Source organism: Dongia sp. (assembly GCF_041905885.1).
Lineage (GTDB): Bacteria > Pseudomonadota > Alphaproteobacteria > Dongiales > Dongiaceae > Dongia.
In genome coordinates this window covers 100,259-125,627 of record NZ_JAYRKD010000001.1, presented here as the reverse complement: position 1 = coordinate 125,627, position 25,369 = coordinate 100,259, and the positions used below count along the sequence as shown (strand labels likewise).

General features: G+C 68.0%; 21 protein-coding genes. 8 read left to right on the top strand and 13 right to left on the bottom strand.

What is annotated here, in order from left to right; translation table 11 throughout:
- Positions 1 to 45 precede the first annotated feature (45 nt).
- Together ACH2CY_RS00560 and ACH2CY_RS00555 are read right to left on the bottom strand one after the other, a co-directional pair.
- Positions 46 to 213 carry a hypothetical protein gene (locus ACH2CY_RS00560; protein ID WP_395014741.1) on the bottom strand — a complete coding sequence of 56 codons (168 nt, stop codon included), beginning with the start codon at positions 211 to 213 and terminating at the stop codon, positions 46 to 48.
- Positions 214 to 307: 94 nt separating this feature from the next.
- Positions 308 to 517 (bottom strand): hypothetical protein, encoded by a 210-nt coding sequence (locus ACH2CY_RS00555; RefSeq protein WP_395014739.1) that lies wholly within the window; start codon positions 515 to 517, stop codon positions 308 to 310.
- 330 nt (positions 518 to 847) lie between these two features.
- Between ACH2CY_RS00555 and ACH2CY_RS00550 the strand changes: the two genes are divergently transcribed.
- Genes ACH2CY_RS00550 through ACH2CY_RS00535 form a run of 4 tightly spaced genes read left to right on the top strand, consistent with a single transcriptional unit; the run spans position 848 to position 7,677 of the window.
- Positions 848 to 2,113 carry an NHLP bacteriocin system secretion protein gene (locus ACH2CY_RS00550; RefSeq protein WP_395014736.1) on the top strand — a complete coding sequence of 422 codons (1,266 nt, stop codon included), beginning with the start codon at positions 848 to 850 and terminating at the stop codon, positions 2,111 to 2,113.
- Positions 2,114 to 2,125: 12 nt separating this feature from the next.
- Entirely contained in the window at positions 2,126 to 4,270 is a 2,145-nt protein-coding gene (locus ACH2CY_RS00545) for an NHLP family bacteriocin export ABC transporter peptidase/permease/ATPase subunit (RefSeq protein ID WP_395014734.1), read from the top strand.
- Positions 4,260 to 7,124, top strand: a complete 2,865-nt coding sequence (locus ACH2CY_RS00540; protein WP_395014732.1) for an NHLP bacteriocin export ABC transporter permease/ATPase subunit — start codon at positions 4,260 to 4,262, stop codon at positions 7,122 to 7,124. Before ACH2CY_RS00545 ends, ACH2CY_RS00540 begins: the two co-directional genes overlap by 11 nt.
- A gap of 16 nt (positions 7,125 to 7,140) precedes the next feature.
- Positions 7,141 to 7,677, top strand: a complete 537-nt coding sequence (locus ACH2CY_RS00535; RefSeq protein ID WP_395014730.1) for a cyclic nucleotide-binding domain-containing protein — start codon at positions 7,141 to 7,143, stop codon at positions 7,675 to 7,677.
- 4 nt (positions 7,678 to 7,681) lie between these two features.
- Here the strand turns inward: ACH2CY_RS00535 and ACH2CY_RS00530 are convergent, their stop codons facing one another.
- Genes ACH2CY_RS00530 through ACH2CY_RS00520 form a run of 3 tightly spaced genes read right to left on the bottom strand, consistent with a single transcriptional unit; the run spans position 7,682 to position 9,507 of the window.
- A complete protein-coding gene (locus tag ACH2CY_RS00530; RefSeq protein ID WP_395014728.1) occupies positions 7,682 to 9,079 on the bottom strand; it encodes a class I SAM-dependent methyltransferase in 1,398 nt (465 codons plus the stop codon).
- A 54-nt stretch (positions 9,080 to 9,133) separates the two neighbouring features.
- Entirely contained in the window at positions 9,134 to 9,289 is a 156-nt protein-coding gene (locus ACH2CY_RS00525) for a bacteriocin (protein WP_395014725.1), read from the bottom strand.
- A 44-nt stretch (positions 9,290 to 9,333) separates the two neighbouring features.
- Complete coding sequence (locus ACH2CY_RS00520) at positions 9,334 to 9,507, bottom strand: bacteriocin (protein WP_395014724.1); 174 nt, start codon at positions 9,505 to 9,507, stop codon at positions 9,334 to 9,336.
- Positions 9,508 to 10,000: 493 nt separating this feature from the next.
- On the opposite strand from ACH2CY_RS00520, the gene ACH2CY_RS00515 reads away from it, so the two are divergent.
- The gene (locus ACH2CY_RS00515) at positions 10,001 to 12,019 is read left to right on the top strand and encodes a PAS domain S-box protein (protein ID WP_395014721.1); all 2,019 of its coding nucleotides are present in this window, start codon (positions 10,001 to 10,003) and stop codon (positions 12,017 to 12,019) included.
- 128 nt (positions 12,020 to 12,147) lie between these two features.
- Positions 12,148 to 12,516, top strand: a complete 369-nt coding sequence (locus tag ACH2CY_RS00510; RefSeq protein WP_395014718.1) for a response regulator — start codon at positions 12,148 to 12,150, stop codon at positions 12,514 to 12,516.
- Here the strand turns inward: ACH2CY_RS00510 and ACH2CY_RS00505 are convergent.
- Both ACH2CY_RS00505 and ACH2CY_RS00500 read right to left on the bottom strand, forming a co-directional pair.
- Positions 12,513 to 13,499, bottom strand: a complete 987-nt coding sequence (locus ACH2CY_RS00505; protein ID WP_395014716.1) for an SDR family oxidoreductase — start codon at positions 13,497 to 13,499, stop codon at positions 12,513 to 12,515. The genes ACH2CY_RS00510 and ACH2CY_RS00505 overlap by 4 nt on opposite strands.
- Positions 13,500 to 13,572: 73 nt before the next feature.
- Positions 13,573 to 14,253 carry a hemerythrin domain-containing protein gene (locus ACH2CY_RS00500; RefSeq protein ID WP_395014713.1) on the bottom strand — a complete coding sequence of 227 codons (681 nt, stop codon included), beginning with the start codon at positions 14,251 to 14,253 and terminating at the stop codon, positions 13,573 to 13,575.
- A gap of 224 nt (positions 14,254 to 14,477) precedes the next feature.
- On the opposite strand from ACH2CY_RS00500, the gene ACH2CY_RS00495 reads away from it, so the two are divergent.
- Positions 14,478 to 14,846, top strand: a complete 369-nt coding sequence (locus ACH2CY_RS00495) for a DUF1488 family protein (RefSeq protein ID WP_395014710.1) — start codon at positions 14,478 to 14,480, stop codon at positions 14,844 to 14,846.
- Here the strand turns inward: ACH2CY_RS00495 and ACH2CY_RS00490 are convergent.
- The gene (locus tag ACH2CY_RS00490) at positions 14,782 to 15,663 is read right to left on the bottom strand and encodes an inositol monophosphatase family protein (protein ID WP_395014709.1); all 882 of its coding nucleotides are present in this window, start codon (positions 15,661 to 15,663) and stop codon (positions 14,782 to 14,784) included. The genes ACH2CY_RS00495 and ACH2CY_RS00490 overlap by 65 nt on opposite strands.
- Positions 15,639 to 16,718: a diacylglycerol/lipid kinase family protein gene (locus ACH2CY_RS00485; protein ID WP_395014707.1), complete on the bottom strand. Its 1,080-nt coding sequence runs from the start codon at positions 16,716 to 16,718 to the stop codon at positions 15,639 to 15,641. Before ACH2CY_RS00485 ends, ACH2CY_RS00490 begins: the two co-directional genes overlap by 25 nt.
- A 173-nt stretch (positions 16,719 to 16,891) precedes the next feature.
- Between ACH2CY_RS00485 and ACH2CY_RS00480 the strand changes: the two genes are divergently transcribed.
- Entirely contained in the window at positions 16,892 to 17,185 is a 294-nt protein-coding gene (locus ACH2CY_RS00480) for a DUF1488 family protein (protein WP_395014705.1), read from the top strand.
- Here the strand turns inward: ACH2CY_RS00480 and treY are convergent.
- From treY to glgX, 4 genes are read right to left on the bottom strand one after another with little or no spacing between them, the layout of a single operon-like run.
- Positions 17,172 to 19,571, bottom strand: coding sequence for a malto-oligosyltrehalose synthase (gene treY, locus ACH2CY_RS00475; RefSeq protein WP_395014702.1), 2,400 nt, complete (start codon positions 19,569 to 19,571; stop codon positions 17,172 to 17,174). The genes ACH2CY_RS00480 and treY overlap by 14 nt on opposite strands.
- A complete protein-coding gene (malQ, locus tag ACH2CY_RS00470; RefSeq protein WP_395014701.1) occupies positions 19,568 to 21,520 on the bottom strand; it encodes a 4-alpha-glucanotransferase in 1,953 nt (650 codons plus the stop codon). Before malQ ends, treY begins: the two co-directional genes overlap by 4 nt.
- Positions 21,517 to 23,262, bottom strand: a complete 1,746-nt coding sequence (treZ, locus tag ACH2CY_RS00465; RefSeq protein ID WP_395014699.1) for a malto-oligosyltrehalose trehalohydrolase — start codon at positions 23,260 to 23,262, stop codon at positions 21,517 to 21,519. The genes malQ and treZ overlap by 4 nt, the downstream gene beginning before the upstream one ends.
- Entirely contained in the window at positions 23,259 to 25,367 is a 2,109-nt protein-coding gene (gene glgX, locus ACH2CY_RS00460; RefSeq protein ID WP_395014697.1) for a glycogen debranching protein GlgX, read from the bottom strand. Before glgX ends, treZ begins: the two co-directional genes overlap by 4 nt.
- Between the last annotated feature and the right edge of the window lie 2 nt (positions 25,368 to 25,369).

Genomic DNA, 25,369 nt, shown 5'->3' with positions numbered 1-25,369 from the left:
GGCCGCGGCGCCCGCGATGCGCGTCTAAGGTGACGTGGAGGCTGCTCAGCCGCCGGTGGAGCTGACGCAGACCGGATCCTTGGCGCTGCCCGCCGGCGAGGAGATCATGCCGCCGGAGATCGAGCGGAGATCGTCGTCGCTGAGCTCATGCGCGGGCTTCTTGCTCGGCGCTGGTTTCGCGCTGCTCGACGGCTTCTGCTTGTTGGTCGGCATCAGATCCTCCTCGCTGGTTATGGAAACTGCTTGGATAGGAATGGGCGTGGTCATGAAATGGCGGGAGGGGTACCAGCTCCCCCCGCCGGTGATCTCACTGGCCAGGCTTCACCGCGGGCAACAGCAGCGCGGGATCGGTATCGATCTTCACGGCTGTGTTCCACTTCTGGGCGCCTTGGTTCATGTAGATTGCGCCGCCGGCCGCATCGGCCAGTTGCTTCTCGGAAAGCTCGATCGAGCCGTCCTTCGAGGTCTTCGCCAGGCTGTCCGGGGACGCCGGCTGGGACTTCTTGGAATCCGACATGGCAATCTCCTGTGGCTGTTGTGAGGGACCAATAGGCACCGGCAGAGAGCCGGTACCTTCTGATCCGTCGCAACCATCCCCAGTCCCGTTCATACTGCCTGGATGCCAGGATTCTGGCAAGAAGATGTGGAAAGTTTCACATTGGCGGGACCATCCGAAGGGGTTACTCTTGCAAGGTCGCTCGTTTGCGGATGGTTCGGGTTTGGACTTCGCGCAAATTTCCGAGCCCTCCGAACCACTTGAACGCGATCCGCGGCGCGGACGACCGACCTGAAGCAGGGATCCCGGGATGGCCGAAACGGCATCCCGGAGGCGAGTTCGGGAGGGGGTATGACGGCCTCGAGCGAAAGGATCTTTCGGAAGGTGGCGCTGGAGCGCCTGTCCTCGCCGGAGCAGCTCGACCAGCTGGGGCCCCTGACCTCGCCGATCGGCTGGACCGCGGTGGTGGCGATTGCGGCCTTGGTCGCGGCGGCGATCGGCTGGAGCATCTTCGGCGTGCTGCCGACCTCGGTGAACGGCGCCGGTATCCTGGTCAGCCGCGGCGGCCATGTCTTCGACGCGATGGCGCCGACACCCGGCACGCTGATCGACGTCGCCAACATCGGCACGGTGGTGAAGAAAGGCGACCGCCTGGCCTCGCTCGACGACACCGAACTGCGGCAGAATCTCCGCCATGCCGAGGAGGTGGTGAAGGAGAAGCAGGCCGACCTCGCCAGCCTGGCCAAGAATTTCGCCGACCAGATCCAGCTCAAACACAAGAATGCGATGGCACAGCGCGACAACCTGAAGCGCGTCATCGCCGCCGCCGAGAAACGCCGCGACTTCTACCAGGGCCTGCTCGCCAAGCAGGACAAGATCGTGCAGCAAGGATTTCTCACCCAGCGATTCCAGGAAGAGACCCGGCGCTCGATGGACATGGCGGACCAGGAGGCGCGCGGTGCGCGCAGCGATCTCTTGCGCCTCGACGCCGAGGAATCCGACCTGGTCGGCCGCCGCGATCTCGCCGTGCTGGGCGCCGAGCAGGCGGTCAACGATGCCAGGCGCAAGTTGGCCGAGCTCCAGATCCAGCTCGACCAATCGACCGAGATCCTTTCGCCGATGGACGGCGTCATCACCGAGATCAAGGCGACACCCGGCACCGTGGTCGCGCCCGGCAAACCGATCTTGAGCATCGAGACCGCCGGCAGCGGGCTCGAACTCTTGCTCTATGTCCCGCCGGAGTTCGGCAAGAAGGTCGCTCCCGGCATGGAGGTGCGGATCGAGCCCGCGACGGTGAAGAAGGAGGAATATGGGACGCTCATCGGCAAGGTCGTTGCCGTTTCCGATTTCCCGATGACCGCCGAGGGCATGGCCTCGGTGCTGCAGAACCCGCAGCTGGTCACGCGATTCATGGAGCAGGGCCCGCCCTACGCGGTGCGGGTCGAGCTGGCACCCAGCGCCGACAGCGCTTCCGGTTATCGCTGGTCCGGCGGTCCGGGACCGACGGTCAAGCTCAGCAGCGGCACCACGGTGCGCGCCACCGTCACCACCGACCGCCGCGCCCCGATCAGCCTGCTGCTGCCCTTGCTGAAAGGGCAGGCCGGCCTCTCCTCTTAGAGAGCGCGCGCGATGGGCAAACGGGTCCGCACGCCGACGGTTCTGCAGATGGAGGCGGTCGAATGCGGCGCCGCCAGCCTGGCGATGGTGCTGGCGCATCACAAACGCTGGGTCCCGCTCGAGGAATTGCGGCTGCGGGCCGGCGTCTCCCGCGACGGCACCAAGGCCAGCAACATCCTCAAGGCCGCGCGGCATTACGGCCTCTCCGCTAAGGGGTTCCGCAAGGAGCCGGAAGAACTGACCGGGCTCCCCGTCCCCTCCGTCATCCACTGGAACTTCAACCACTTCGTCGTCTTCGAAGGCTTCTCGGGCAAGGACGCGCATATCAACGATCCCGCCTACGGCCATCGCAAGGTGGGCCTGGAGGAGTTCTCGGAATCCTTCACCGGCGTCGTCCTGGCGATGGAGCCGGGCGAGGGGTTCACCCGCGGCGGCGCGCCGCCGGCCCTGATCGGCGCGCTCTGGGAACGGCTGCAAGGCTCCGGCACCTGCGTGACGCTCGTGCTACTGATGAGCCTGCTGCTGATCGTGCCGGGCGTGGTGACTCCGGTCTTCGCCAAGGTCTTCGTCGACGACATCCTGATCGGCGGCCTGAACGACTGGCTGGGACCGCTCCTGCTCGGCATGGCCGCCACCGCCTTGCTCCGCGCCGCGATGCTCTGGCTGCAGAGCCATTATCTGCTGAAGCTCGAGAGCAAGCTGGCGCTGGCGATGGCGAGCCGCTTCGTCTGGCATCTCCTGCGGCTGCCGGTGGTGTTCTTCACCCAGCGCCATGCCGGCGACCTCGCCAACCGCTTCACCGCCAATGACGACGTCGCGCGGCTGCTCTCCAGCGGCCTCGCCACCACGGTCTTGAGCCTCGCCACCTCGGTCTTGTTCCTGATGGTGATGCTGGCGATCAACCTGACCCTGGCGCTCATCGTGCTGCCGATCACCCTTGTCAACATTCTCGCCTTGCGCCTGGTCGCGCAGTATCGCGCCACGGCGGCGCAGCGGCTGATGAAGGACCGCAGCGCGCTGATGGGCGCCACCGTCGGCATCGTCCGCTCGATCGAGACCATCAAGGCCGGCGGGCTGGAGCAGGATTCCTTCGGCCGCTGGGCCGGTTTCCACGCCAAGACCATGGCGACCAGCCGCGACCTCGACCGCGCCGGTGCAGCACTCGGCGTGGTGCCGCCGCTCTTGACCGGCCTCGGCATCGCCGCCCTGCTCGGGGTCGGCGGCATGCAGGTGATGGCCGGCAAGATCTCGGTCGGCGACCTGGTCGCCTTCCTCGCGCTCGCCGCCGCCTTCGCCGACCCGATCGGCCAGATCCTCAACATGGGCACCGCGCTCCAGGAGATCAAAGGCGGCCTCGCCAGCGTGCGCGACGTGCTCGCCTATACGCCCGACACCCGCTTCCTCCGCGACGAAGACAACCAGAACTGGCCGGCGCGGCTGCAGGGCGAGGTCACGCTGCGCGACGTCACCTTCGGGTACAACAGCCAGGAACCGCCTCTGATCATCGACTTCGACTTGAGCGTGCGGCCGGGGCGCCGGGTCGCCTTGGTCGGCGCCTCGGGCAGCGGCAAGTCGACGCTCGGCCGCCTGGTCAGCGGCCTCTACGCGCCCTGGTCCGGCAGCATCGAGATCGACGGCGTGCCGCTTGCCGAGATCCCGCGCAACGTGCTCGCCAACTCGGTCGCCTATGTCGACCAGGATGTGTTCCTGTTCCAGGGCTCGGTGCGGCAGAACGTGACCCTTTGGGACGGCAGCGTCGATGACGTGGCCTTGTCCGCGGCGCTGAAGGACGCCGCGGTGTTCGACGAGATCGCGGTGCGTCCCGGCCGCCAGGAGGCCGAGGTCGCGGAAGGCGGCATCAATTACAGCGGCGGCCAGCGCCAGCGGCTGGAGATCGCCCGGGCGCTGTCCGGCGATCCCGCGGTGCTGATCCTCGACGAGGCGACCGCCGCGCTCGACCCCGTGGTGGAGAAGGAGATCGACGAGAGCATCCGCCGGCGCGGCTGTACCTGCATCATCATCGCGCATCGCTTGAGCACCATCCGCGACTGCGACGAGATCGTGGTGCTGCAGGAAGGCCGCGTGGTCGGCCGCGGTCCGCATACCGCGCTGCTCGACAGCTGCGACGAATACCGGCGGCTGATCCATGCCGAGTAACGTCGAATCCATCGCCGGCCTGGTCGCGCTGCACGGAACACCGGAGCGGCTCGCCGCCGACGCGCCGATGCGGCTCGACACCTATTCCGGCTTCTTCCTGGTGCGGGCCGGCTATGTCGATCTCTTCGTCCTGCCGCTGGTCGACGGCGAGCCGCTGGGCGCGCGGCGGCACGTGCTGCGGGTGCCGAGCGGCCGGCTGGTCGCCGGGCTCCCCGCTGCCGAGAACGCGGTGGTCATCGCCGTCGGTGGGCTGGAGACCGAGATCGAGCATCTGCGCTCGATCGAGCCGCTGACCTTGCCTTCGGCCGCCGCCGAACCCTTGCTCGACCTCTGGATCGCGGCCCTCGCCGAGGCCGCCTTCGGCCCGGCGCCGGCCTGGCCGGAACTGCTGCCCGAAGCCGGCAGCGAGACCGCTTGCACCGCCGGTGCCAGGATTCACGCGGGTCGCAGCGTGGTCTGGGTCCAGGCGACGGCCTGCAATATCGGCGACGGCGATCATGCCATGACCACCGCGCTGCCGCTCGCCGCCGGCTTCTTCCTGCGCGCCCGCGACGACACCCGCGCCTTCGCGCAGACCACCAGCGCGATGGAAATCGCCGACCTGCGCGACGGGCTGGCCGCATTCCACGGCTTCGCCGCCATGGCCATTGCCGCAACACTTACCGAACACGACCGCGCCGCGCAGCAGCGGCTCGACACCCGCGCAGCGCTCGACGCCAAGACCATGTCGGGCGCGATCCAGCGCCTCGCCTTGGTTGGCCGCCGCCACGCCCGCGCCTCGGCATCACCCGATGCAGCGCCCCTGGTCGCGGCCTTCTCGGCGGTCGCGGACCGGCTCGGCGTGCCGCTCACCCAGCTCCCGCGGATCGATCTGCGGCAGAAGACCCTGCCGCAGATCGCGCGCTTGACCGGCTTCGGCTTTCGCCGCGTGCTGCTGCGCGACGACTGGTGGCGCAAGGACAACGGCCCGCTGATCGGCCATGTCGCCGCGACCCATATGCCCGTGGCGCTGCTGCCCGACGGGCGCGGCCATAACTGGATCATCGACGGGAATGGCGAAGCGCGGGTCACGGCCAAGATCGCCGAGACGCTGGAGCCGGAAGCGATCACCTTCTATCGCCCGCCGCCGCCGGAGATCCGCTCGCTGCCGGGCCTGGCGCGACAGATCTTCCGCGGCGCCGGCGGCGATCTCACCGCCATCGTCACGATGGGCCTGCTCGGCAGCCTCATGGGCACACTGACGCCGATCGCCACCGGCTTCCTGTTCGAATGGGTGGTGCCGCGCGGCGAGCTCGGCATGCTCGCCGCGCTGATCGGCGGCCTCGCGCTGGCGGCTCTCGGCGTCGCCTGCTTCGACCTCGTCAAGGCGATCGCGCTGGTGCGGCTGGAAGCGCGCATGGAAGCGGGGCTGCAGCCGCTGATCCTGCAGCGCCTGCTGACGCTCCCGGTCGGCTTCTTCCGCAACTTCGGCACCGGCGACTTGACCGACCGGGTGCTGGCGATCCAGCGGATCCGGCATCTCATCACCGGCACCGCGATCACCTCGCTGCTGTCCGGGGGCTTCGCCCTGGTCAGCCTCGGCGTCATCCTGTTCTACAGCCCGATCCTCGCTTTGCTCTCGATTGCGCTGGTCGGCATCGCCTCGCTGGTCACCGCCGCGCTGGCGATCGCGCAGCTGCGCCATGAGCGCGACGCGGTCAGGCTCGGCGGACGCGAGGACGGGCTGGTGCTGCAATTCGTGCAGGGCATCAGCAAGCTCCGGGTCTCCGCCGGCGAGGCGCGGATGTTCGGGCTCTGGGCCGAGATCTTCGCCGAGCGCCGCTCCGCCCTGGTGCGCGGCCAGGGCTATGCCAATCTCCGCACCACCTTCTATGGCTGCTACCCGATCATCGCGGCGCTGCTGCTCTACAAAGTGGCCGCGGGGTCGCTCGGGCCCAACGGGCTTTCGCACAGTCTTTCACTCGGGGCCTTCCTCGCGGTCAGCACCGCCTTCGGCCAGCTGCTCGCCGCGATGATGGCGGCCGGCGCGTCCCTGGCCGGGGTGCTCGGCGCGCTGCCTCTGTTCGAGCGCCTGAAGCCGATCGTCACCGCCGCGCCCGAGCGCCAGGACGACAAGGCCGATCCCGGCCCCTTGACGGGCAGCATCGAGATCAGCCGGGTGAGCTTCCGCTACGCGCCCGAGGCGCCGCTGGTGCTGGACGACGTCTCGCTCCGGATCGAGCCCGGCCAGTTCGTCGCCATCGTCGGCGCCTCGGGCAGCGGCAAGTCGACCTTGCAGCGCCTGCTGCTCGGCTTCGAGACCGCCGCGAGCGGCGACATCCTCTATGACGGCCAGCCGATCGGCAATCTCGACACCTCGGCCCTGCGGCGGCGGATCGGCGTGGTGCTGCAGAGCGCGCGGATCATGAGCGGCAGCATCCACGAGAACATCACCGCGGGCCTCCCCTACTCGCTCGACGAGGCCTGGGACGCGGCGCGCATGGCCGGGCTCGCCACCGATATCGAGGCGATGCCGATGGGCATGCATTCGGTCTTGATGGAAGGCGCCTCGACCTTGTCCGGCGGGCAGCTGCAGCGGCTGATGATCGCCCGCGCGCTGATCGGAAAACCGCAGGTGCTGATCCTCGACGAGGCGACCAGCGCGCTCGACAATGTCAGCCAGGCGGTGGTGACGGATTCCTTGAATCGCCTGCACGCGACGCGGATCGTGATCGCGCACCGGCTGTCGACCATCCGCGACGCCGACAGGATCTTCGTGATGGACCGCGGCCGCCTGGTGGAATCCGGCGGCTTCGACGAGCTGATGGCCGGGGACGGAACCTTCGCGGCGCTGGCGCGCCGCCAACTGCTGTAGCGAGGGAGAACGGGACATGCGCAAGGCGCTTTACATCCTGGGCCAGCTGAACGACGCCGACATCCAATGGCTCGCCGATCACGGCCGCACCCGGCAATTGCGCGACGGCGAGGTGGTGATCCAGGAAGGCCGGCCGATCGACGCGCTGTTCCTCAATCTCGAGGGCGCGCTGGCGGTCACCGCCGGCGACGGCGTCGAGGTGGCGAGGCTCGGCGCCGGCGAGTTCGTCGGCGAAATCTCCTTCGTCGATTCCGCGCCGCCCTCCGCGACGGTGAAGGGGGTCGGCCAATCCGCGGTGCTCGAGATCAAGCGCAGCGCGATCCAGCGCAAGTTCGCCGAGGATGTCGGCTTCTCCGCCCGCTTCCACCGCGCGCTCGCCGTCTTCCTGGCGGATCGCCTGCGCGCCGCCAACCGGCGCCTCGGCTACGGCAAGCAGGGCGATCTCGGCTCCGAGCAGATGCTGGAAGGCGAGCTCGACATGACCGTGCTCGACACCGTTTCGCAGGCCGGCGACCGCTTCAACCGCTTGCTGGGAATGCTGGCGACCGGCTGAGGTTTCAGCCGACGCGGTTCAGGAATTCGACCCAGGGCGCCACCTTGTCCGGCAGCGGCTTGCCGTCGCGCAGGGCGACCAGGATCTGGCCGTCGAAGCGCAAGGCGGTGCCGTGCGGCATCACCCGGAAGGTGGTCTCGTTGTTCGCGTCGAGCGCTTCCAGCAGCACCGTGTTCAGCCGATCCACCGGCGCGGCGCGGGCCGCGACCGGCCGCACCGCACCGGAGCAGCAGAGGCTGAGCGTGTTCGCCAGCAGGTCCTGGGCGTCGGCGCCGGGTTCCAGGCAGTCCTGCAAACGACGCGGTCCCGCGCCGAGCTTCGCCACCAGGCCGCGCGCCACCGGATTGTCGAAGGCGAGATCGCCGGCCTCCGTCGTCATCTTATATTCGACCAGCGACGGCGGGCGCAGCAGCGCGAAGGTCGTCGCAAACAGCCCCGCGCGCCGCTCGTCGTCGTCGAGCGGGCGCGGCGACAGCCCGAAGACATCGCGGCGGAAGCGCTGGAACATGAAATAGTCGCGCGCGAGCTCGCGCCGATCGGGATCGGCGATCGCCTCCAGGGCCTCGCGCGCCTTGGCGCGCAGGACGAAGCTGTCGAAGTTGTCGCGCAAGGTCGCCGAGCCGACCGGGCTCAGCCCGATCGCCGCCATGTCGCGGCGCACCTCGTCGACATAGCGCGGCCGCCAGGCGGGGCAGAGATATTCATGGGCGAAATAGGCTTCCGGCCGCTTCGCCCGCTCATCCTTGAAGCCGACCGCGGTCGGGCTGGCCGCCAGCGCGGCGGCACCGGCCTCGCGGAGTTTCTCCGCGGCCTCGGCCGCGGCGGCGAAGCGCGCGATGCTGTCGCCGGCGCCGTCCTCCGCCAGGGCATAGAGCAGATGCTGGAACGGCCCGTCCGAGGCCCAGCCCGGCATCGAATTGTAGCTGATGTAGACGAGGCCGCCCGGCTTCAGGTGCCGTTCGATGAAGCGGCGCAGCGAGGCCGCGGCCGTCTCGTCGATCCAGGCATAGACACCATGCGCGGTGATGTAGTCGAACTGCGGCAGATCGCGTCCGCAGGCGGTCTCGAAATCCAGCGCATGCAGGGTGAGATTGCCGATGCCGGCGCGCGACGCGACGGCCTCGCCGCGGGCGATATGATCCGGCATCGCGTCGATGCCGTGGAATTCGCCTTCAGGATGCGTCGCGGCGAAGATGATCGGCGCCATGCCCGGCCCGCAGCCGAGCTCGCACCAGGCGAAGCCGTCCGCGCGCGCCGGGGCGGCGAATCCGTTGATGGTCGCAACCAGGTCCAGCCATTCCGGCGCCAGCTCCGCGGTGAAGCCGGCGATATAGGGCACGTCGGTGACGTAACGGATGTCGGCCGCAACGCCGCCGGGATGATCCCTGCTGGGTAAGTTCATGGGAGATGAGACGCGCGCCCGACCGGGAGGGTTCGAGCGCGCGTCCAAATCGGTTCAGCCTCTGATATAGGCGTCCATCGCGTTGAACGCCTTGTCGGCGGTCTTGGCTTTGCCGCCGGTGACCTTGGTCAGTTCGTTCTCGGTGAGCTCGATGCCGGCATTCTTGCCGGACTTGGTCAGGCTGTCGGGCTTCGAGGGTTTCTTCGACATGACAGGCTCCAAGAACTGTGAGGACGGAATCGCGGACGCGAACCTCAGCCGGAGATGAGGATGTCGGTCAGCTTGATCTTCAGATATTCCTGCTGCTCGCCCTTGACCTTCTGGCCGCCGGCGACCTGCTGCAGTTCCTTCTCCGAGAGCTCGATCGAACCCTCCGGCGAGGCCTTCACCAGGCTCTGCGGATCCTTCTTGGAAGTCTCTTTGCTCATGCTGCGCTCCTGCTTGCTGGAAAGACGCGGCCCCACGGTCCCCTCGCCAAGGACCGGTCGTGCCGGTCTGTGGAAAGGTTCACGTAAAAACGCTACGCTCCGCTTGGATTCGAGGCAAGAGTTTGTGTGACTCCCCACAACCCATCCGAATCCGGCGGAAAGCCAGGAAAATCGCACCATTCGGCGTCATCGGGGCGGAAGCGCTACCGTGACCACCATCACAAGCGCGGCTGCCGGGGCGGGTCGCGCGGCAAGGCCGGTCCGCCGAGGGGGTAGCGCCGGGTGAATCCGCAACCTCGCCGCCAGCAGCAAGCCGCGTCGCAGAGTGCCAGCATGGACGAATAGCGCGCTGGGGATTCGGCTGGGTGCGCGGTCAATCGCTGCTGTATCAGCCCGCGAAATCCCGATAGAGTTTTGCACTCTCGGGCCCTGCCGACGGCAGCCGCTGATCAACTGGAACATCATGGCCGCAGAACGACCCGGCGCAGAGGCAGTGTCCGGCGAAGACCGGTACCGCGAAATTTTCGACGCCGCCCCGGTTTCCTTGTGGGACGAGGATTTTTCCGCGGTCGTCGTCTTCCTCGACCGGCTGCGCGCCGAGGGCGTGATCGACCTGCGCACGCATCTCGCTGCGCATCCGGAGCATGTCGAGGAGGCGATCCGCCGGGTCCGCATCATCGACGTCAACGCCTTCACCCTCGGCCTGTTCGAGGTCGAGCGGAAGCAGGACCTGCTGCAATCGCTCGGCCGGATCTTCCTGCCGGAAACGGCGGCGGTCTTCGTCGATGTGCTGGTGACGCTGTGGAACGGGCACCGCCGCTTCGAGGGCGAGACCCGCATGTGCACCCTGACCGGCCGCGCGATCGAAATCGCGTTCTCGATCCGCTTCCACGGCGCGCGGTTCGAGCGAACGCTGGCCAGCGTGCAGGATATCACCGCCCAGAAGACCGCCGAGCGCGCCCTGCTGCGCCAAAGCCGGCGGCTGGAGCGCCTTAACCAGATCGCGAGGTCGGTCGCGACCGACATCGACAACCTTGAACGCGTGGTGCAGACCGTCACCGACGCGGCGACCGAGCTCTGCGGCGCCAAGTTCGGCGCCTTCTTCTACAACCGCCGGGACGAAGCGGGCGAGAGCTACACGCTGTTCACCCTGTCCGGCGCGCCGCGCTCGGCCTTCGAGAAGTTCGGCCTGCCGCGCAACACCCCGATCTTCGAGACCACCTTCCGCGGCCTCGGCACGGTCCGCTCGGACGACATCCGCAAGGATCCGCGCTACGGCCACAACCCGCCGCATCGCGGCATGCCGCAGGGCCATTTGCCGGTGGTCTCCTATCTCGCGGTTCCGGTCATTTCGAGCACCGGCGAGGTGCATGGCGGCCTGTTCTTCGGCCATGACGCACCCGGCGTCTTCACCAGCGACGCCGAGGCGATCATCGAGGCGGTCGCCTCCCATGCTGCGATCGCTCTCGACAACGAGCGGCTGCTCCGCACCCTGCGCATGGAGAGCGAGCAGCGGCGAGCCACGGCGCTGACGAGCAGCCGGCTGGCGGCGATCGTCGAAACCTCGGATGACGCGATCCTGACCAAGGATCTTGACGGCATCATCACCAGCTGGAACCAGGGCGCCACCGATCTGTTCGGCTACAGCGCCGAGGAGGCGATCGGCAAGCCGGTGACCATGCTGATCCCCGCCGACCTGCAGAACGAGGAGCCCTCGATCCTCGAGCGGATTCGGGCCGGCGAGCGCATCGAGCATTACGAAACCGTGCGCCAGCGCAAGGACGGCACGCTGGTCGACCTCTCGCTCAGCGTCTCGCCGTTGAAGGACAGCGCGGGCACGGTTGTCGGCGCCTCCAAGATCGCGCGCGACATCACCGAGCGGAACCGCGGCCAGGAGCAGGAGCGCCTGCTGATCCGCGAGATGAACCACCGGATCAAGAACCTGTTCGCGCTGGCGAGCAGCATCATCAGCCTGAGCGCACGGGACGCCGATAGCCCGCAGGCCCTGAAGACCCGCGCCACCGAGCGCCTGGCCGCCCTGGCGCGGGTGCACAGCCTCACCTTGTCGCGCCATGGGCAAGATGAGGCCACCGTTGCGGCGCCGACCACGCTCCATGCCTTGATCCGGGCGATCCTCGCCCCCTACGAAATGGGAGCGGAGGGCGGGCGGCGGATCCGGCTCACCGGCGACGATCTCCAGCTCTCCGCCTCCGCCACCACCAGCTTCGCCTTGCTGATGCATGAGTTCGCCACCAATGCCGCGAAATACGGCGCCCTGTCCGACGAGCGCGGCACCATCGCGATCGACATCACGCAGAACGGCGATCGCCTGATCGTCACCTGGGTGGAGCGCGGGGGCCCGCCCGTCAGTCCCCCGACTTCGTCGGAGGGATTCGGCGGGTATCTCGCCAAGGCTACGGTAAGGACCCTCGACGGTCAGATTGCGCATAGCTGGGACGCCGCGGGTGTCACCGTGCGGCTCGACGTCTCGCGCGCCCGCGCGCAGATCTGATCGACAGCGCAACGAACCGAGACTGCACCCAGGTGTTCGCTTTGACACCAAGCCGCGGCTTGCAGACACGGAACGCAGCTGCGCGGCCATCGTTACATCTGCGAAGCTTTCTTGATTTGAATCATCAGATGAAGACACCTGCATCCACCGCCGTCGTTCTGGTCGTCGAAGATGAGCCCCTCGTCCGGCTCGACGCGATCGAAACACTCATGCGCGCCGGCTATCGCGTGATCGAGGCGGCGAACGCCGACGAGGCGATCGCCATCCTGGAGATACGCCGCGACATTCGCGTGGTGGTCACCGACATTCAGATGCCGGGCTCGATGGATGGATTGAAGCTGGCCGCAACCATCCGCGACCGCTGGCCGCCGATCGCGCTGATCGTCACCTCGGGCCAGATCGTCCTGCGTGAGCGGGATATCCCGGAGCGCGGCCGCTTCCTGCAGAAACCCTACAGCGGCCCGCGCCTGGTGGAAGCGATCCGCGCGGCGCTCTAATACCCGCCGATGATCGGCAGCACCTCGCCGGTGATGTAGCTGGAGCAGCAGGGCGCGGCCAGGAAGACATAGGCCGGCGCGATCTCCTCCGGCTGGGCCGGACGCTTCATCTTGGTCTGCTGCCCGAATTTCGCGACCTTGTCGGCGGTCTTGTCGGCCGGGTTGAGCGGCGTCCAGACCGGCCCGGGCGCCACCGCATTCACCCGCACGCCGCGCTTCAGCATGCTGCCCGACAGCGAACGGGTGAAGGCGTGGATGCCGCCCTTGGTCATCGAGTAATCGAGCAGCTCCTGGCTGCCGTCGATCCCGGTGATCGAGCCGGTGTTGATGATCGCGCCGCCCCGGCGCAAATGCGGTGCCGCCGCCTTGGCCATGTGGAAATAGCCGTAGAGATTGGTCTTCAGGGTCTGGTCGAACTGCGCCTCGGAAAGCTCCTCGATGCCGGCGGAATGCTCCTGAAACGCCGCATTGTTGACCAGGATGTCCAGGCCGCCGAGCTCCCGCAGCGTGGCCTCGACCGCGTCACGGCAGAACGCCGCATCCGTGACGTCGCCCGGGATCAGGGTGCAACGCCGGCCTTCTCTCTCCACGGCGGCCTTGGTCTCCTTGGCGTCGCCGTGCTCGCTGAGGTACACCACCGCCACGTCGGCACCCTCGCGGGCATAGAGAATCGCAACCGCGCGGCCGATGCCGGAATCGCCGCCGGTGATCAGCGCGACCTTGTCCTCGAGCTTGCGCGAGCCGAGATAATGCGGCGCGTCGTACATCGGGCGCGGCTCCAAGGTCGCCTCGGTGCCGGGCTTGGCCTGGTGCTGTTCCGGAAAGGGCGGGACCGGATAGGGCCGGGCACCGGTCTGCGGCGCCTCATCCTCGGATTGGTTCTCCTTCTTCTGCGCGTCCCGCGCATCGGTCTTGGACTGGATTGCACGCTGCTGGGCTGCGGTTTCCTCGGCCTCGCGGGAAGCGGCGCTGCGCTGTCTCATGCTCATCTCCGACAATGAAAAAGGTCCGTTGCGAGGCCAACCCCCGCAACGGACCTTGGTTCACACCGGATGGCTAATCGAGCGCGCGTTTCGCCGACTGCGAGAAGTGGCGGCGCTTCGCTTCCTGCACGAAATGCCGCAGGCGGCCGCCCATGCCGCCGTCGGCCTCGTCCGCGCGGGCCCCGTCGCCATTGGACTTCGGCGCCGCGCCGATCGACTTCGGCTCCGGACGCGGCAGGCCCTCTTCCTCCGCCTCGCGCATCAGCTCCAGCTTGCGCGCCTTCATCCGCGCGCCGAGCGCGTTCATATCGACGCCCTTGCGCTTGGCTTCGGCGAAGAGGCCTTTGCGCGGCTGCTCCTCCTCCTTGACGTGGTGCTTGATGTATTCGGAGAGCACCTTGACCTTGGCGTCGTACATCGGCGCGCTGGCGCCGGACTGCATGAGGTCGTTGATCATGACCTTGGCGCCGTCATGCTCGACCTGCGCCTCGTCCATCTTGTCCTCTTCCACGTCCTCGCTGCGGCACGCCGGGTAGAAGATCTCCTCTTCGAGCATGGTGTGGATGATCAGCTCGTTGCAGATCTGCTCGACCAGCTTCTCCTTGGCGCCGCCTTTCGCCTTCTCGGCCTTCTTGAACAGGCCCTCGACCTTGCGGTGGTCGGCCTTCAGCATGGCGACCGCGTCCGGGCCCGCGCCGCGTCCCGAACGGCGCGCGGGTTTGCGGGCCGCAGCCTTCTTCTTGGGTGATTTCATGTCCTGCCTCGCTCGAATGCCGGGTTGTCACCGCGTGGCGGCATTCCGCCGCTTTCCTCACCGCGGTGTGATTTTCCAACCCATGCTATGAATACGGGTTCCGCCCATATCGCGCGCCGACGCTGGATTGCCGCACAAGATTCATCGGATTCACCTTGTTCGCTGCGCGCTGCGGTGGGAGCGTAGCGGGGCTGGCATCGGCTGCCCGGCGATAGAGGTGATCCATGTTGCAGTTCCTCGGCGAGACCGGCGTCTATCTGCCCCAGAAGGACGCCATCCGGATCACCGCGCTGACCCCCGGCGCACATATCGGCTGCCTGGCAACGCGTTCGGCGCTGAGCGCCATCGGCTGCACGCGCGCGGATACGCCGCGCGACCTGGTCGATCGCTTCGAGCAGAACCGGCTGCTGTTCGAGATCGCGGCCATGATCAAGTATCGCCGCTCGACCAACCCGAAGCTCACGACGCTGCTGATCAGCGACGAGGACCTGAAGACCCTCGAGCCGGCGCCCCGCGGGCAGCCCGCGGCTATTTCTCCGGCTTCGGCGGCAGCGCCGCGGCAAGCTCGGCGACGGCCGGCGCATCTCCGATGATCAGCGGCTGACGCCAGCGCCGGATATCGCCGTCAGGGCCGGAGAAGACCTCGAGCGGCCGCCATTCGCCCTTCTCGATGGTCCGGACATCGAGATCCGCGGCACGCACCAGCGCCAAGCCGCCGGCGACATCCCAGACATTCGGCGCCTCGAAACGGCTGACCCGGAGCAGGCCGGCGGCCACGAAGGCGCATTCGATCGCCGCCGAGCCGGTCTTGCGGGTGTCCCACAGGAAGCCGAAATTCTTGCCGCCGCCGGGATCGCCGGCCAGCCGGCGCTGCACGCCAGGATTGACCTTGAGGTCGGTCGGCACCTCGTCGAAATGCAGGTCGCCGCCGACATGGCCGTGATAGACGCCAGCGCGCAGGGCATGCGAGGTCGCGCACCAGACCGCGCCCACCACCGGCCGGCCGCGATAGAGCACGCCGATCGAGGCCGCGAACAGCGGAAAGCCGTTGATGAAGTTCGCCGTGCCGTCCACCGGGTCCACCGCCCAGACAAATTCCGCGTAAGGGCGATCGCCGGGACGGTCGTTGATCTCCTCGCCGATGATGTCGTGCTGCGGGAATCGCTCGGCGATGCGGGCCCGAAGCAGCACCTCGACCCGGTGATCGACCTCGGAAACGGGATCCCGGTACGCGAGTTCGTCACCCTCCTTGCGCGCGACGTCGCTCTTGTACTTGACCGCCAGCATGCCGCCGAGCGCGGTCACGATCTCCGCCCCGGCGAGACGCGCGATCTCGACCGCGGTGCGCTCGATCTGCCCCAGGGTACGGTCGTCGGGAAGATCCATCAGATGGCGCGCGGCTTCTCCCATCGTCCCTTCTCCTTCTTTCCGGCCCGTTTCGCGGCGACGCCGTTCGCCTTGCCCGCCGGCGCCAGGATCTCCAGCTGGCGCTCGGCGATTTCAATGGTCACCAGGTCGACCTTGTCGCGCTTGGCCTTCTCGTCGGCTTCATCGCTGGTCTTCTTTTTCTTGCCGTTCTTGGTGTCCGCGCTGGGCGCTGTCGCCTGGCCCGGCATCAGCGGGAACTTGTCGTCAATCCGCAGATCCATCCCGTTCCAGGCGATGGTCACCTTGGCGCCGGGCACGACGGCGACCGGCGGCGGTCCGACCACGCCGGCGTCGAGGTCGTCCTCGATCAGCGCATCCAGCCATGCGAGCAGGGCGTTGCGGTGCTCGGTCGTCACATAGGCGACGTCGAGCAGGTTGTCGCCGGGGTCGGCATTCGGCGCAAGGCGCAGCCGCGGGCCGACCTGGGCGATGTTGAGGATCTCGATCAGCACGACCTCGTCCTCAATCCGGGTACCGTCCACGGTGACGTAGAGCCGCTCGGGCTTGGCGTGCTTGATGGCGTGGCGAAACGCGATGCGACCCTCCGTGATGCGGCGCCTGCGCCCCTTCGCGCTGCGATCCTTCGTCTGCTTCGGCTTCGGCGTGGTCGCTTCGGCCAGCGAGCCGAGGCCGACACCTTCGATGAAGCGCTGCTCGCCCCAATGCGCATGCGCGATGCCGTGGGACAGCTTGCGCAGCGGCGTCTCGTTCCAGCGCGGAATCAGCGCCTCCGGCGGTTCGGTGATCCCCAGCGAGAGCGCGATGTTGTTGGAAGTGCCGATCGGCAGAATGGCGAGCGGCGCGCCTTGTTCCGGCTTCGACAGCAGGATCTTGGCGACCTTGGCGATCGTGCCGTCGCCCCCGGCGGCGACCACGAGATCGCCCTGCTTGTCGAGCTTCGCCTCGAGGTCCGGCGCCTTGGAGTTCCGGTATTTCACACGATAGCCCGCGGCCTCGATCATCGCCGTCAGGTCCTCTAGGGACGGCTCGCGGATGCCGGCCGAAGCGTTGTGGACCAGGATTGCTTTAGGCGCCAAGGAAGTCCCCTTTTCTCTGCCCAATACGGTCGCTCCGACTCAACCCCCTGGGCGGGCCAGTGGCTCCTTTAAGGAAAGCTCGGACCTCACCCGAATTGCGATCCAAGCGGAACGAGGCACTCACCGCTGCATTGGGGTTCTGGTGGTTTGTGTCTGGGAGAAAGGGGTGCGCGATGTCGCTGCAATTCATCGGGGATTACGGCATCTTCCTGCCGGGGCGCGATGCGGTCGGCTGCGCGGCCCTCGATCGCAACCGGCTGGTGCGCTGGTACACGACCCGGTCGGCGCTGGAGAAGTTGGGCGGGGATTCCAAGTCCACAACCTCGATGGACCTGGTGGACCGCTTCGAGCGCCATCGCCGCCTGCTGGAAAAGGCCGCCGACATCAAATACCGCAAGGGTAAGCTCGAGCGCGACGGATCGGTCCGCATCGAGCTCGACGATCTCACCAGCGTCACCGGACGCTAGCGTAGAGAACGCAAAGCGGCAGGGCGTCCAGCATCAGGCCGGCGTCGGCTTCCGGGCCGATCTGAACGCGTCGGGCGCGCAGCAGGTCCGTGGCCTCCGTCGCGGCGAAGGCGACCCGCGTGCCGCTCCAGACCGGCCCGACCGTCGTTTCGAGACCGGCGGTCAGGCGGGGCACCACGACGATCAGCGCTTCGCCACTGCGCCGGCGCGCGAAGGCGATCAGACGATCCGCCCGCTCTCCCGATACCGCCAGCGGTTCGTAGCTGCCCTCGGCGAACAAGGCGGCGTGACGCCGCCGGAAAGCGAGCAGGCGCGCGATGACGGCCTGCTTGATCCGACCGTCGCGCCATTCCTTGAGCAGCAGCGCCAGATCCGCCCCCTCGGCGAGGCCGCTTGCGCGGACCGCAAAATCGACCGGCCGACGGTTGTCGGGATCGACCAAGCTGAAGTCCCAGAACTCGGTGCCCTGATAGAGATCGGGCACGCCGGGCATGGTCAGGCGCAGGACCGTCTGCGCCAGGCTGTTCCGAATGCCGGCCGGCGCGATCTTTTCGACCAATGCCGCGGCTTCGGCCAGGAACCCGCGCATCGGATCGAAGAGATAAGCCAGGTAGCCCTTGCAGGCGCGCTCGTAACCTTCGTCCGGGTCATCCCAGGCGGTGCGCTGCTTGGCCTCCCGCAGGGCTTTCACCAGCCAGGTCTCCAGGCGCTGGTGGAAGGCAGCGGCATCGAAATCCGGCGGCCAGGCGCCGACGACCGTCTGCCAGATCATCAAGCCGACCGCCGGATCGGGGGCCGGATACTGCCCGGACCAGCGGATCGCCTGCGCCCGCCATTCCTCCGCCAGTTCGCTCAGCACTGCGAGCCGCGCGCGATGATCCTCGCCGCGCTTGGTATCATGCGTCGCCGTCGCCAGCATGGTCGCGGGAAAGGCGCTGCAGCGCGCCGCGGCGTTGCCGTGGAACCGCTCGACCGGCAGCGCCAGGGTGCCGGGGTCGGAGCCGACCTCGTTGCGCGAGAGCAGACGGCTGTAGCGATAGAAGGCCGTATCCTCCACCGCCTTGGCGGTGAGGGTTGCCGAAAGCTGCTCGAAACGCTGGCGCACCGGCGCCTTCGGCAGGACCCGGCAGATTTCGGCCAAGGCGGCCGCGGCCGCGGTGTTCAGCAGCGGCCGTGCCGTGTTGGCCGCGAACTCGAGCTCCAGCGCATCCCCCGAATCGAAGCCGGACTCGCCCCCGTAGGTTCGATAATGCCGGAGCGCCGAGAGCAACTCGTCCACCGCCTTCGGCAGGGCGGCATCATCGGCCCGCAACCGCATCGCCCGCAGCGCCCCCAGCAGCCGATCCCGTTGTCGGGGAAACAGCCGGTCCAGGATTTCCCGCCGCGCATCGGCGGCCACGGCGGCGAAGGCGCGGCGATCGCCACTCAAGCTCTGCCACAGGCCGGTCAGCGTGACTTCGCCGGCCGGATCGTGCAGCACGGCCGAGACCTCGTCCATGAAGTCATAGCCGGAGGTGCCGTGGATCGGCCAATCCGCGCTCAGCCGTTCATCCGCGTGCAGGATCTTCTCGATGACGAGATAGACCTCCGGCCCCAGCGCCGCGCGCAGCCGGCGGCAATAGCCGATCGGATCGGCCAGGCCATCGACATGATCGACCCGCACGCCGTCGACCACCCCCTGCCTGGAAAGATCGAGGATCAGGCGGTGATAGTCGTCGAACACCGCATGCCGATCCATCCGCAAGGCGACCAGCTGGTTGATGTCGAAGAAACGCCGCCAGTTGATCCGCGTCGCCGCCTCGCGCCAGGAGGCGAGGACGTAGTTCTGCTGCTGCAGCAGCGCCGACGGCGCGCTGCCCTGGCTGCGCGGATCGACCGGGAAGCATTGATCGAAATAGCGGAGCACCCGTTCCCCGCCCGCTTCGGCCAGCGAGATCTCGCCGCGCTCCAGGCAGGCCTCAAGCCGGTCGCCGAGACAGGGCAGCAGGACCTTGCCTCGCAGCTCGGGATCGGAATCCGCCCATTCAATGTCGAAGTGATCGGCGTGGCGGCTGGCGCGGCCCAGCCGCAGCACATCCCACCACCAGGGATTCTCCGCCACCGCCGCCATGTGGTTGGGCACGATGTCGATGATCAGGCCCATCTCATGCCGACGCAGCGCCTGCGACAATCGGTCGAGACCCGCCGCGCCGCCGAGCTCCGGGTTGATCGCGCCGGGATCGACGGTGTCATAGCCATGCGTCGATCCTGGCCGGGCGCTGAGGATCGGTGAGGCATAGAGATGGCTGATGCCGAGCTTCGCCAGGTAAGGTACCGCCTCGACGGCGGCGTCGAACGGGAATTCCCGATGCAGCTGGAGCCGGCAGGTGGCGCGCGGAGGGGTCATGGTTGGGCGCGGCCCGGCTTTGAACGGCTGGCGGCAAGCCGGCGGAGCCGCGCCGCTACCTGCTTCTGCCGGCAGATCGCGCCGGCCTCGACCAGGATGCGGCGGCGCCAGTTGGGATGCTCGGCGATCGTGCCCGGCAGGTTCGGCTGTTCCTTGCGGCCGAGCGCATCTTCCAAGGGCAGCAGCACCAGATCGCAGGCGGTCGAGCCCAGGTAATCGATCGCGCCGGCCAGCACCTTGGTCACGTCATGCGTGCCCGGTTGCCGCCCGGCCGCGGCGCCCGCGCGGAGGAAGGCGTCCCAGAGCTGGGCCCGGTCCCGCTTGCGCTCCGCCGCGGCCTTGGCGGCGCCGTCGCGCGCGGCGAACAGCTTCAGCTTCCTGCGCCAGGCGATATCCTTACCGAGCCACCAGCCGGCGACCGTCGGAAGGTCGTGGGTGGTCGTCATGCCGACGGCACGGCGGCGCCATTTCCGCGGCGGCAGGAAGGCCTGGCCCTGGCGTTCGAACCACAGCACCTGCATGCCCTTGATGCTAAAGCCGTCGAGTTCCTCGCGGAAGCCCTCCGGCACGGTGCCGAGGTCTTCGCCGAGCACCACCGCGCCGGCGCGATGCGCCTCGAGCGCCGTCAGGCGCAGCAGGTCGGTCAGCGGATAACGGAGATAGGCGCCGTCGCGGGCGTCGGCGCCATTCGGCACCACCCACAAGCGGCGCAAGCCGAGCACGTGGTCGATGCGGATCCCACCGGCATCGGCCAGGGCGCTGCGCAAGAGCTGGATGAAGGCGGTATAGCCCGTCGCCACCAAGGCGTTCGGCGAAAAGGTGGTGACGCCCCAGTTCTGACCGAGCGTGTTGAAGGCGTCGGGCGGCGCGCCGATCGCGGCGCCGGTGAGCATGCGGCCCTGGTTGCTCCAGGCCTCGCTGCCGCCGCCATCCGCGCCGACCGCGATATCCTTGATGATGCCCTGCGCCATCCGGCCGTCGCGCGCCGCTTCGGCGGCGCTCTTGAACTGCCGCGCCGCCAGCCATTGCAGGAAGAGATGGAACTCCACGCTTTCGCGGTTCGCCCGCGCGAAGCGCCTGACCGCCGCGCCGTTCGGGTCGCGGTATTCGCCCGGCCAGCTGGACCAGCTCCAGAGATTGCGATCCCGGCCGAAGAAATGCGCATGCAAGGCCTCGAAGGTCGCGTGCGCCAGCAGCGAAGCGGCACCCGCCCGCCGGAACGCCGCGAGGCTGCGCGCCGCCGGATGACCGCCGTCGAAACAACCTTGCTTGTGGGCGGCGTCGAACAGCGTGCGCAAGGCCTTCAGCCTGGCCCGCGAGGCTTCCGGCCAGGCGATCAGCGCGTCGCCGCCGGCGCCCTGGCGCGGCGCCAGCTTCGGCGGCTTCAGCGCGAGCAGCGCAGCCGCCTCGCCGACCTCGATATGCAGCGCGTTCATCCACAGCCGGCTGGACGGCGAATAGGGGCTGAAACGCCAGGGATCGGCGGAGAATTGCGCGTGCAACGGACTGACCGCCACCGCGCTCGCCCCGGCTTCGGCGCTGCTGCGCAGGAAGTCGCGCAGCGCGCCATAGCTGCCGATGCCGCCGTCGCCCTGCCGATAGAGCGCATAGAGCTGGACCGACAATCCCCAGCCCCGCGCCGCCGCGCGGCCCGGCTGGCGCGCCGGCGCCACGGCGAGCGTGAAGTGCCGCTTGCCCTTGGTGACCGGATAGTAGCCCGGCTCCCGCGGCGCCCGCGCTTTCGCCGCAAGACCCGGCACCGCGTAGGCGGCGCCCGCTTCGGCGGTGATCAACGGGACCTCGGCGGATTTCGTCTCGCTGCCGAGAATCTCCAGGAGCGAACGCAGGGTCTCATGCCCGACCGCACGCGTCCTGCCATGCACATCCTGCCACTCGGTCAGGATCCCCGCCGCCCGCGCCGCCTTGCGGAGTTGCGCGTCGGTCTTCACGACGCCTCGCCGAGGATCGCCAGGAAAGACTTGCCGCCAAGCCCGATCGCATCGGCACTCGGGCCGTGGGAGAAGAAGTGCCAGCCGGGAACCGGCGGCAGGCTGATCGGCTCGGGCCCGAAATTCGCCGACAGGGTGAGCCGCGTTCCATCGCCCAGGATCCAGCGCGCCTGCAGCGCGCGCGGCGTGAGCGCCTGCGCGCCGTCCGACCGCGCGCCGTTGAAGCGCGCCACCAGCGCCTCCTGCCGCAGGGCGATCAGGCGCTGCACATAATCCTGCCAGCCGCGCGACCATGCATCCTCGGCGACCAAGCTCGGACAGCTCTGCCGGAAGGTTTCCGGCCGGTTCGGATCCGGAATGCGCCGCTGCGCTTCCTCGGTGGCGAATTCCGGGAACTTGCCGAACTCCTTGCGCCGGCCCCGCTTCACCGCTTCGGCAAGCTCGCCTGCATAATCGGTGAAGAACAAGAAGGGCTCGCGCGCGCCCAGCTCCTCGCCCATGAACAGCAGCGGAATCTGCGGGCTGAGCAGCAGCAGCGCCATCCCGACCTTCAGCGCGTCGGGATCGGCGATCGCGGCCAGCCGGTCACCCATGGCGCGGTTGCCGACCTGGTCGTGATTCTGCAGGAAGAAGACGAAGCGGTCGGGCGAGAGATGCGCACTCGGCCTGCCACGCCGCGCGCCGTCGCGATAGGCCGAGGCCTCGCCCTGGAAGGCAAAGCCCTCCCCCAGGCAGCGCGCCAGTGCGGCCGCCGGGTTTTCGGCATAGTCGCTGTAATAGCCGCCGGTCTCGCCGGTGATCAGCACATGCGCCGCGTGATGCGCATCGTCGTTCCATTGCGCGGTGAAGGCTTGCTCCAGCAGCGGCGCATCGTTGTCGTCGTTCTCCAGCACCAGATGCACCTGGCGGTCGGTGATGGCCTCCTGCACCGTCTCCGCCAGCTCCAGCAGCCAGTCGCGGTCGGGAATGGCGTGCACCGCGTCGAGCCGCAACCCGTCGAAGCGGTATTCCTCCAGCCAATAGAGCGCGTTCTCGACGAAGAAACGCCGCACCACCGGATTCTTGAAATCGATCGCGGCGCCCCAGGGCGTCTGGACGTCGTCGCGAAAGAACGCCGATGCATAGGCGTGGAGATAATTGCCTTCTGGGCCGAAATGGTTGTAGACCACGTCCTGGAACATCATCAGCCCGAGATCATGGGCCCGATCGACCAGCGCCTTCAGTTCCTCCGGCGTGCCGTAGGCGGCATCCGGCGCGAAATGCAGCACGCCGTCATAGCCCCAGTTGTGCCGGCCGAAGAAATCCGCGATCGGCATCAGCTCGACCGCGGTGATGCCGAGCGCCTGCAGCCGCGGCAGCTGCCCCATGACGCCACGAAACCCGCCCAGCGCGCCGGGATGCAGTTCGTAGAGCACCGCCTCATGCCAGGACCGGCCACGCCATTGCGTGTTGCGCCAGGCATAGGCAGCGGGATCGACGACGACGCTCGGGCCATGGACGTCATCCGCCTGGGCGCGCGATGCCGGGTCGGGCACCGCGAGGTCGGGCGAGATGCGGTAGCGATAGCGAGTCCCGGCGCCGCAATCGACCTCCAGCCGATGCCAGCCGCCCTCTTCCGCGCGCATCAACCGCGCGGCTTCGTCGCCGATCTCGAGTCCGATCGATGCGATATCGGGCGCCCAGAACTGGAACCGCGTCCGGTTGGGCGCAATCAAGGTGGCGCCGTGGGAGAGCGCCGTCATGCGCCGTTCTGCTGGCCGATCAGCAGCACCACGGCGTGGCTCGGCACCGCCACGGTATCGGATGCCATGCCGCCGGGCAGGCGGTTGGGATCGCTGCTGTCGAGCGCCAGGGCCCAATGCAGGTTGTTGGTCGGCGGCACGCGGAATTCGCAGTCCTCGACCGAGCCGTTCAGCATCATCAGCGAGGCCTCGATCGTCCCGCCGCCGTTGACGAAGCCGGCCCGGCGCACCGCCAGCAGCCGCCGTTCCGGGTTTTGCCAATGCTCGGGCTCCATCGCCGAGCCCGCTTCGTTGAACCATTCGATGTCGAGGAGATTGGGCGCGATCTCGTTGCGGCCATGCAGGAAGCGATCCGCCCGCAGGGTCGGGTGATTGCGCCGCAGCGCCGCGAGCCGCGCGACGTAGCGTTCGAGGTCGCGGTTGTCAGGCTCGGCGGCCTTGGCCCAGTCGATCCAGGAAGTCTCGTTGTCCTGGGCATAGGCGTTGTTGTTGCCGCCCTGGCTGCGCCCCAGCTCGTCGCCGGCCAGCAGCATCGGCGTGCCGAGCGAGCAGTACAGGGTCGCCAGCATGGCCCGTTTGACCCGGCCGCGCTTCACCCGGATCGCCAGGTCGTCGCTCGGCCCCTCGACCCCCCAGTTGCTGCTGAAATTCTCGTTATGGCCGTCGCGATTCTCCTCGCCGTTGGCGGCGTTGTGCTTCTCGCGGTAGCGGGTGACGTCTTCCAGGGTGAAGCCGTCATGGGCGGCGACGAAGTTCACCGAGGCAAACGGCCGGCGCTTGTGGTGATCGAAAAGATCGCTGGATCCGGTGAGCCGCGCCGCCAGATCCGGACATTGATGCGCGTCGCCGCACCAGAACCGCCGCACGCTGTCCCGATATTTGTCGTTCCATTCGGCAAAACCCGGCGGGTGGTTGCCGAGCTGATAGCCGCCCGGTCCCAGGTCCCAGGGTTCGGAGATCAGCTTCAACCTGGAAATCACCGGATCCTGGCGGATGGCATCGAAGAATCCGGAATTCGGATCGAAGCCGCCCTGCTCGCGGCCGAGATTGGCCCCGAGATCGAAGCGGAAGCCGTCGATATGAAAGGTCTCGGCCCAGTGGCGCATGGAATCCATCACCATCTGCAACACGCGCGGGTGCGAGAGGTTCACGCTGTTGCCGGTGCCGGTGTCATTGATGTAGCGGCGCGGGTCGTCGGGATGGAGGCGGTAGTAGCTGGCGTTGTCGAGACCGCGGAACGAAAGCGTCGGCCCGGTCTCGTCGGCCTCGCAGGTATGGTTGTAGACCACGTCCAGCACGACCTCGATTCCTGCCGCATGCAGCCGCCGCACCGCGGTCTGCAACTCCGACAGCGCGCCATCGGAGAGAAATCCGGGCTGCGGCGCGAAGAAGGCGAGCGTGTTGTAGCCCCAATAATTGGCCAGACCCTTCTTCACCAGGAAGTGGTCGTTGATCGCGGCATGGACCGGCATCAGCTCGACCGCGGTCACCCCGAGCTTCACCATCCGGTCGATCGAACGGGCATCGGCGAGCGCCGCGAAGGTGCCGCGCTCGGCCAGCGGCAGGTCGTCACGGCGCATCGAGAAGCCGCGCACATGCAGCTCATAGATGACGGTCCGCGGCCAAGGCGTGTGCGGCCGGCGGTCCTCGCCCCAATTGAAGGTGCAATCCGCGACCACGCCCTTGGGCACCGCGGCGGCGCTGTCACGGCGGTCCTGCGAGAGATCGCCCTTGGCGCTGCCCGGCCGATAGCCGTAGAGCACGTCAGACCATTTGAGCTCGCCGACCAGCCGTTTCGCATAAGGATCGAGCAGCAACTTGTGCGCATTGAAGCGATGGCCGCGCCTGGGGTCATAGGGCCCCTCGGCGCGATAGCCATAGACTAGGCCCGGTCTGGCATCGGGCAGATAGCCGTGCCAGATCTCGTCGGTGCATTCCGGCAAGGGAAGCCTCGCCACCTGGCGGCGGCCGGAATGATCGAACAAGCAGAGATCGATGCGATCGGCATTGGCGGAGAAGACGGCGAAGTTCACCCCGAGCCCGTCCCAGGTCGCGCCCAAGGGATCCGGCCTGCCCGGCTCGAGCCGGTCGGGGAAGCGGGCCACGG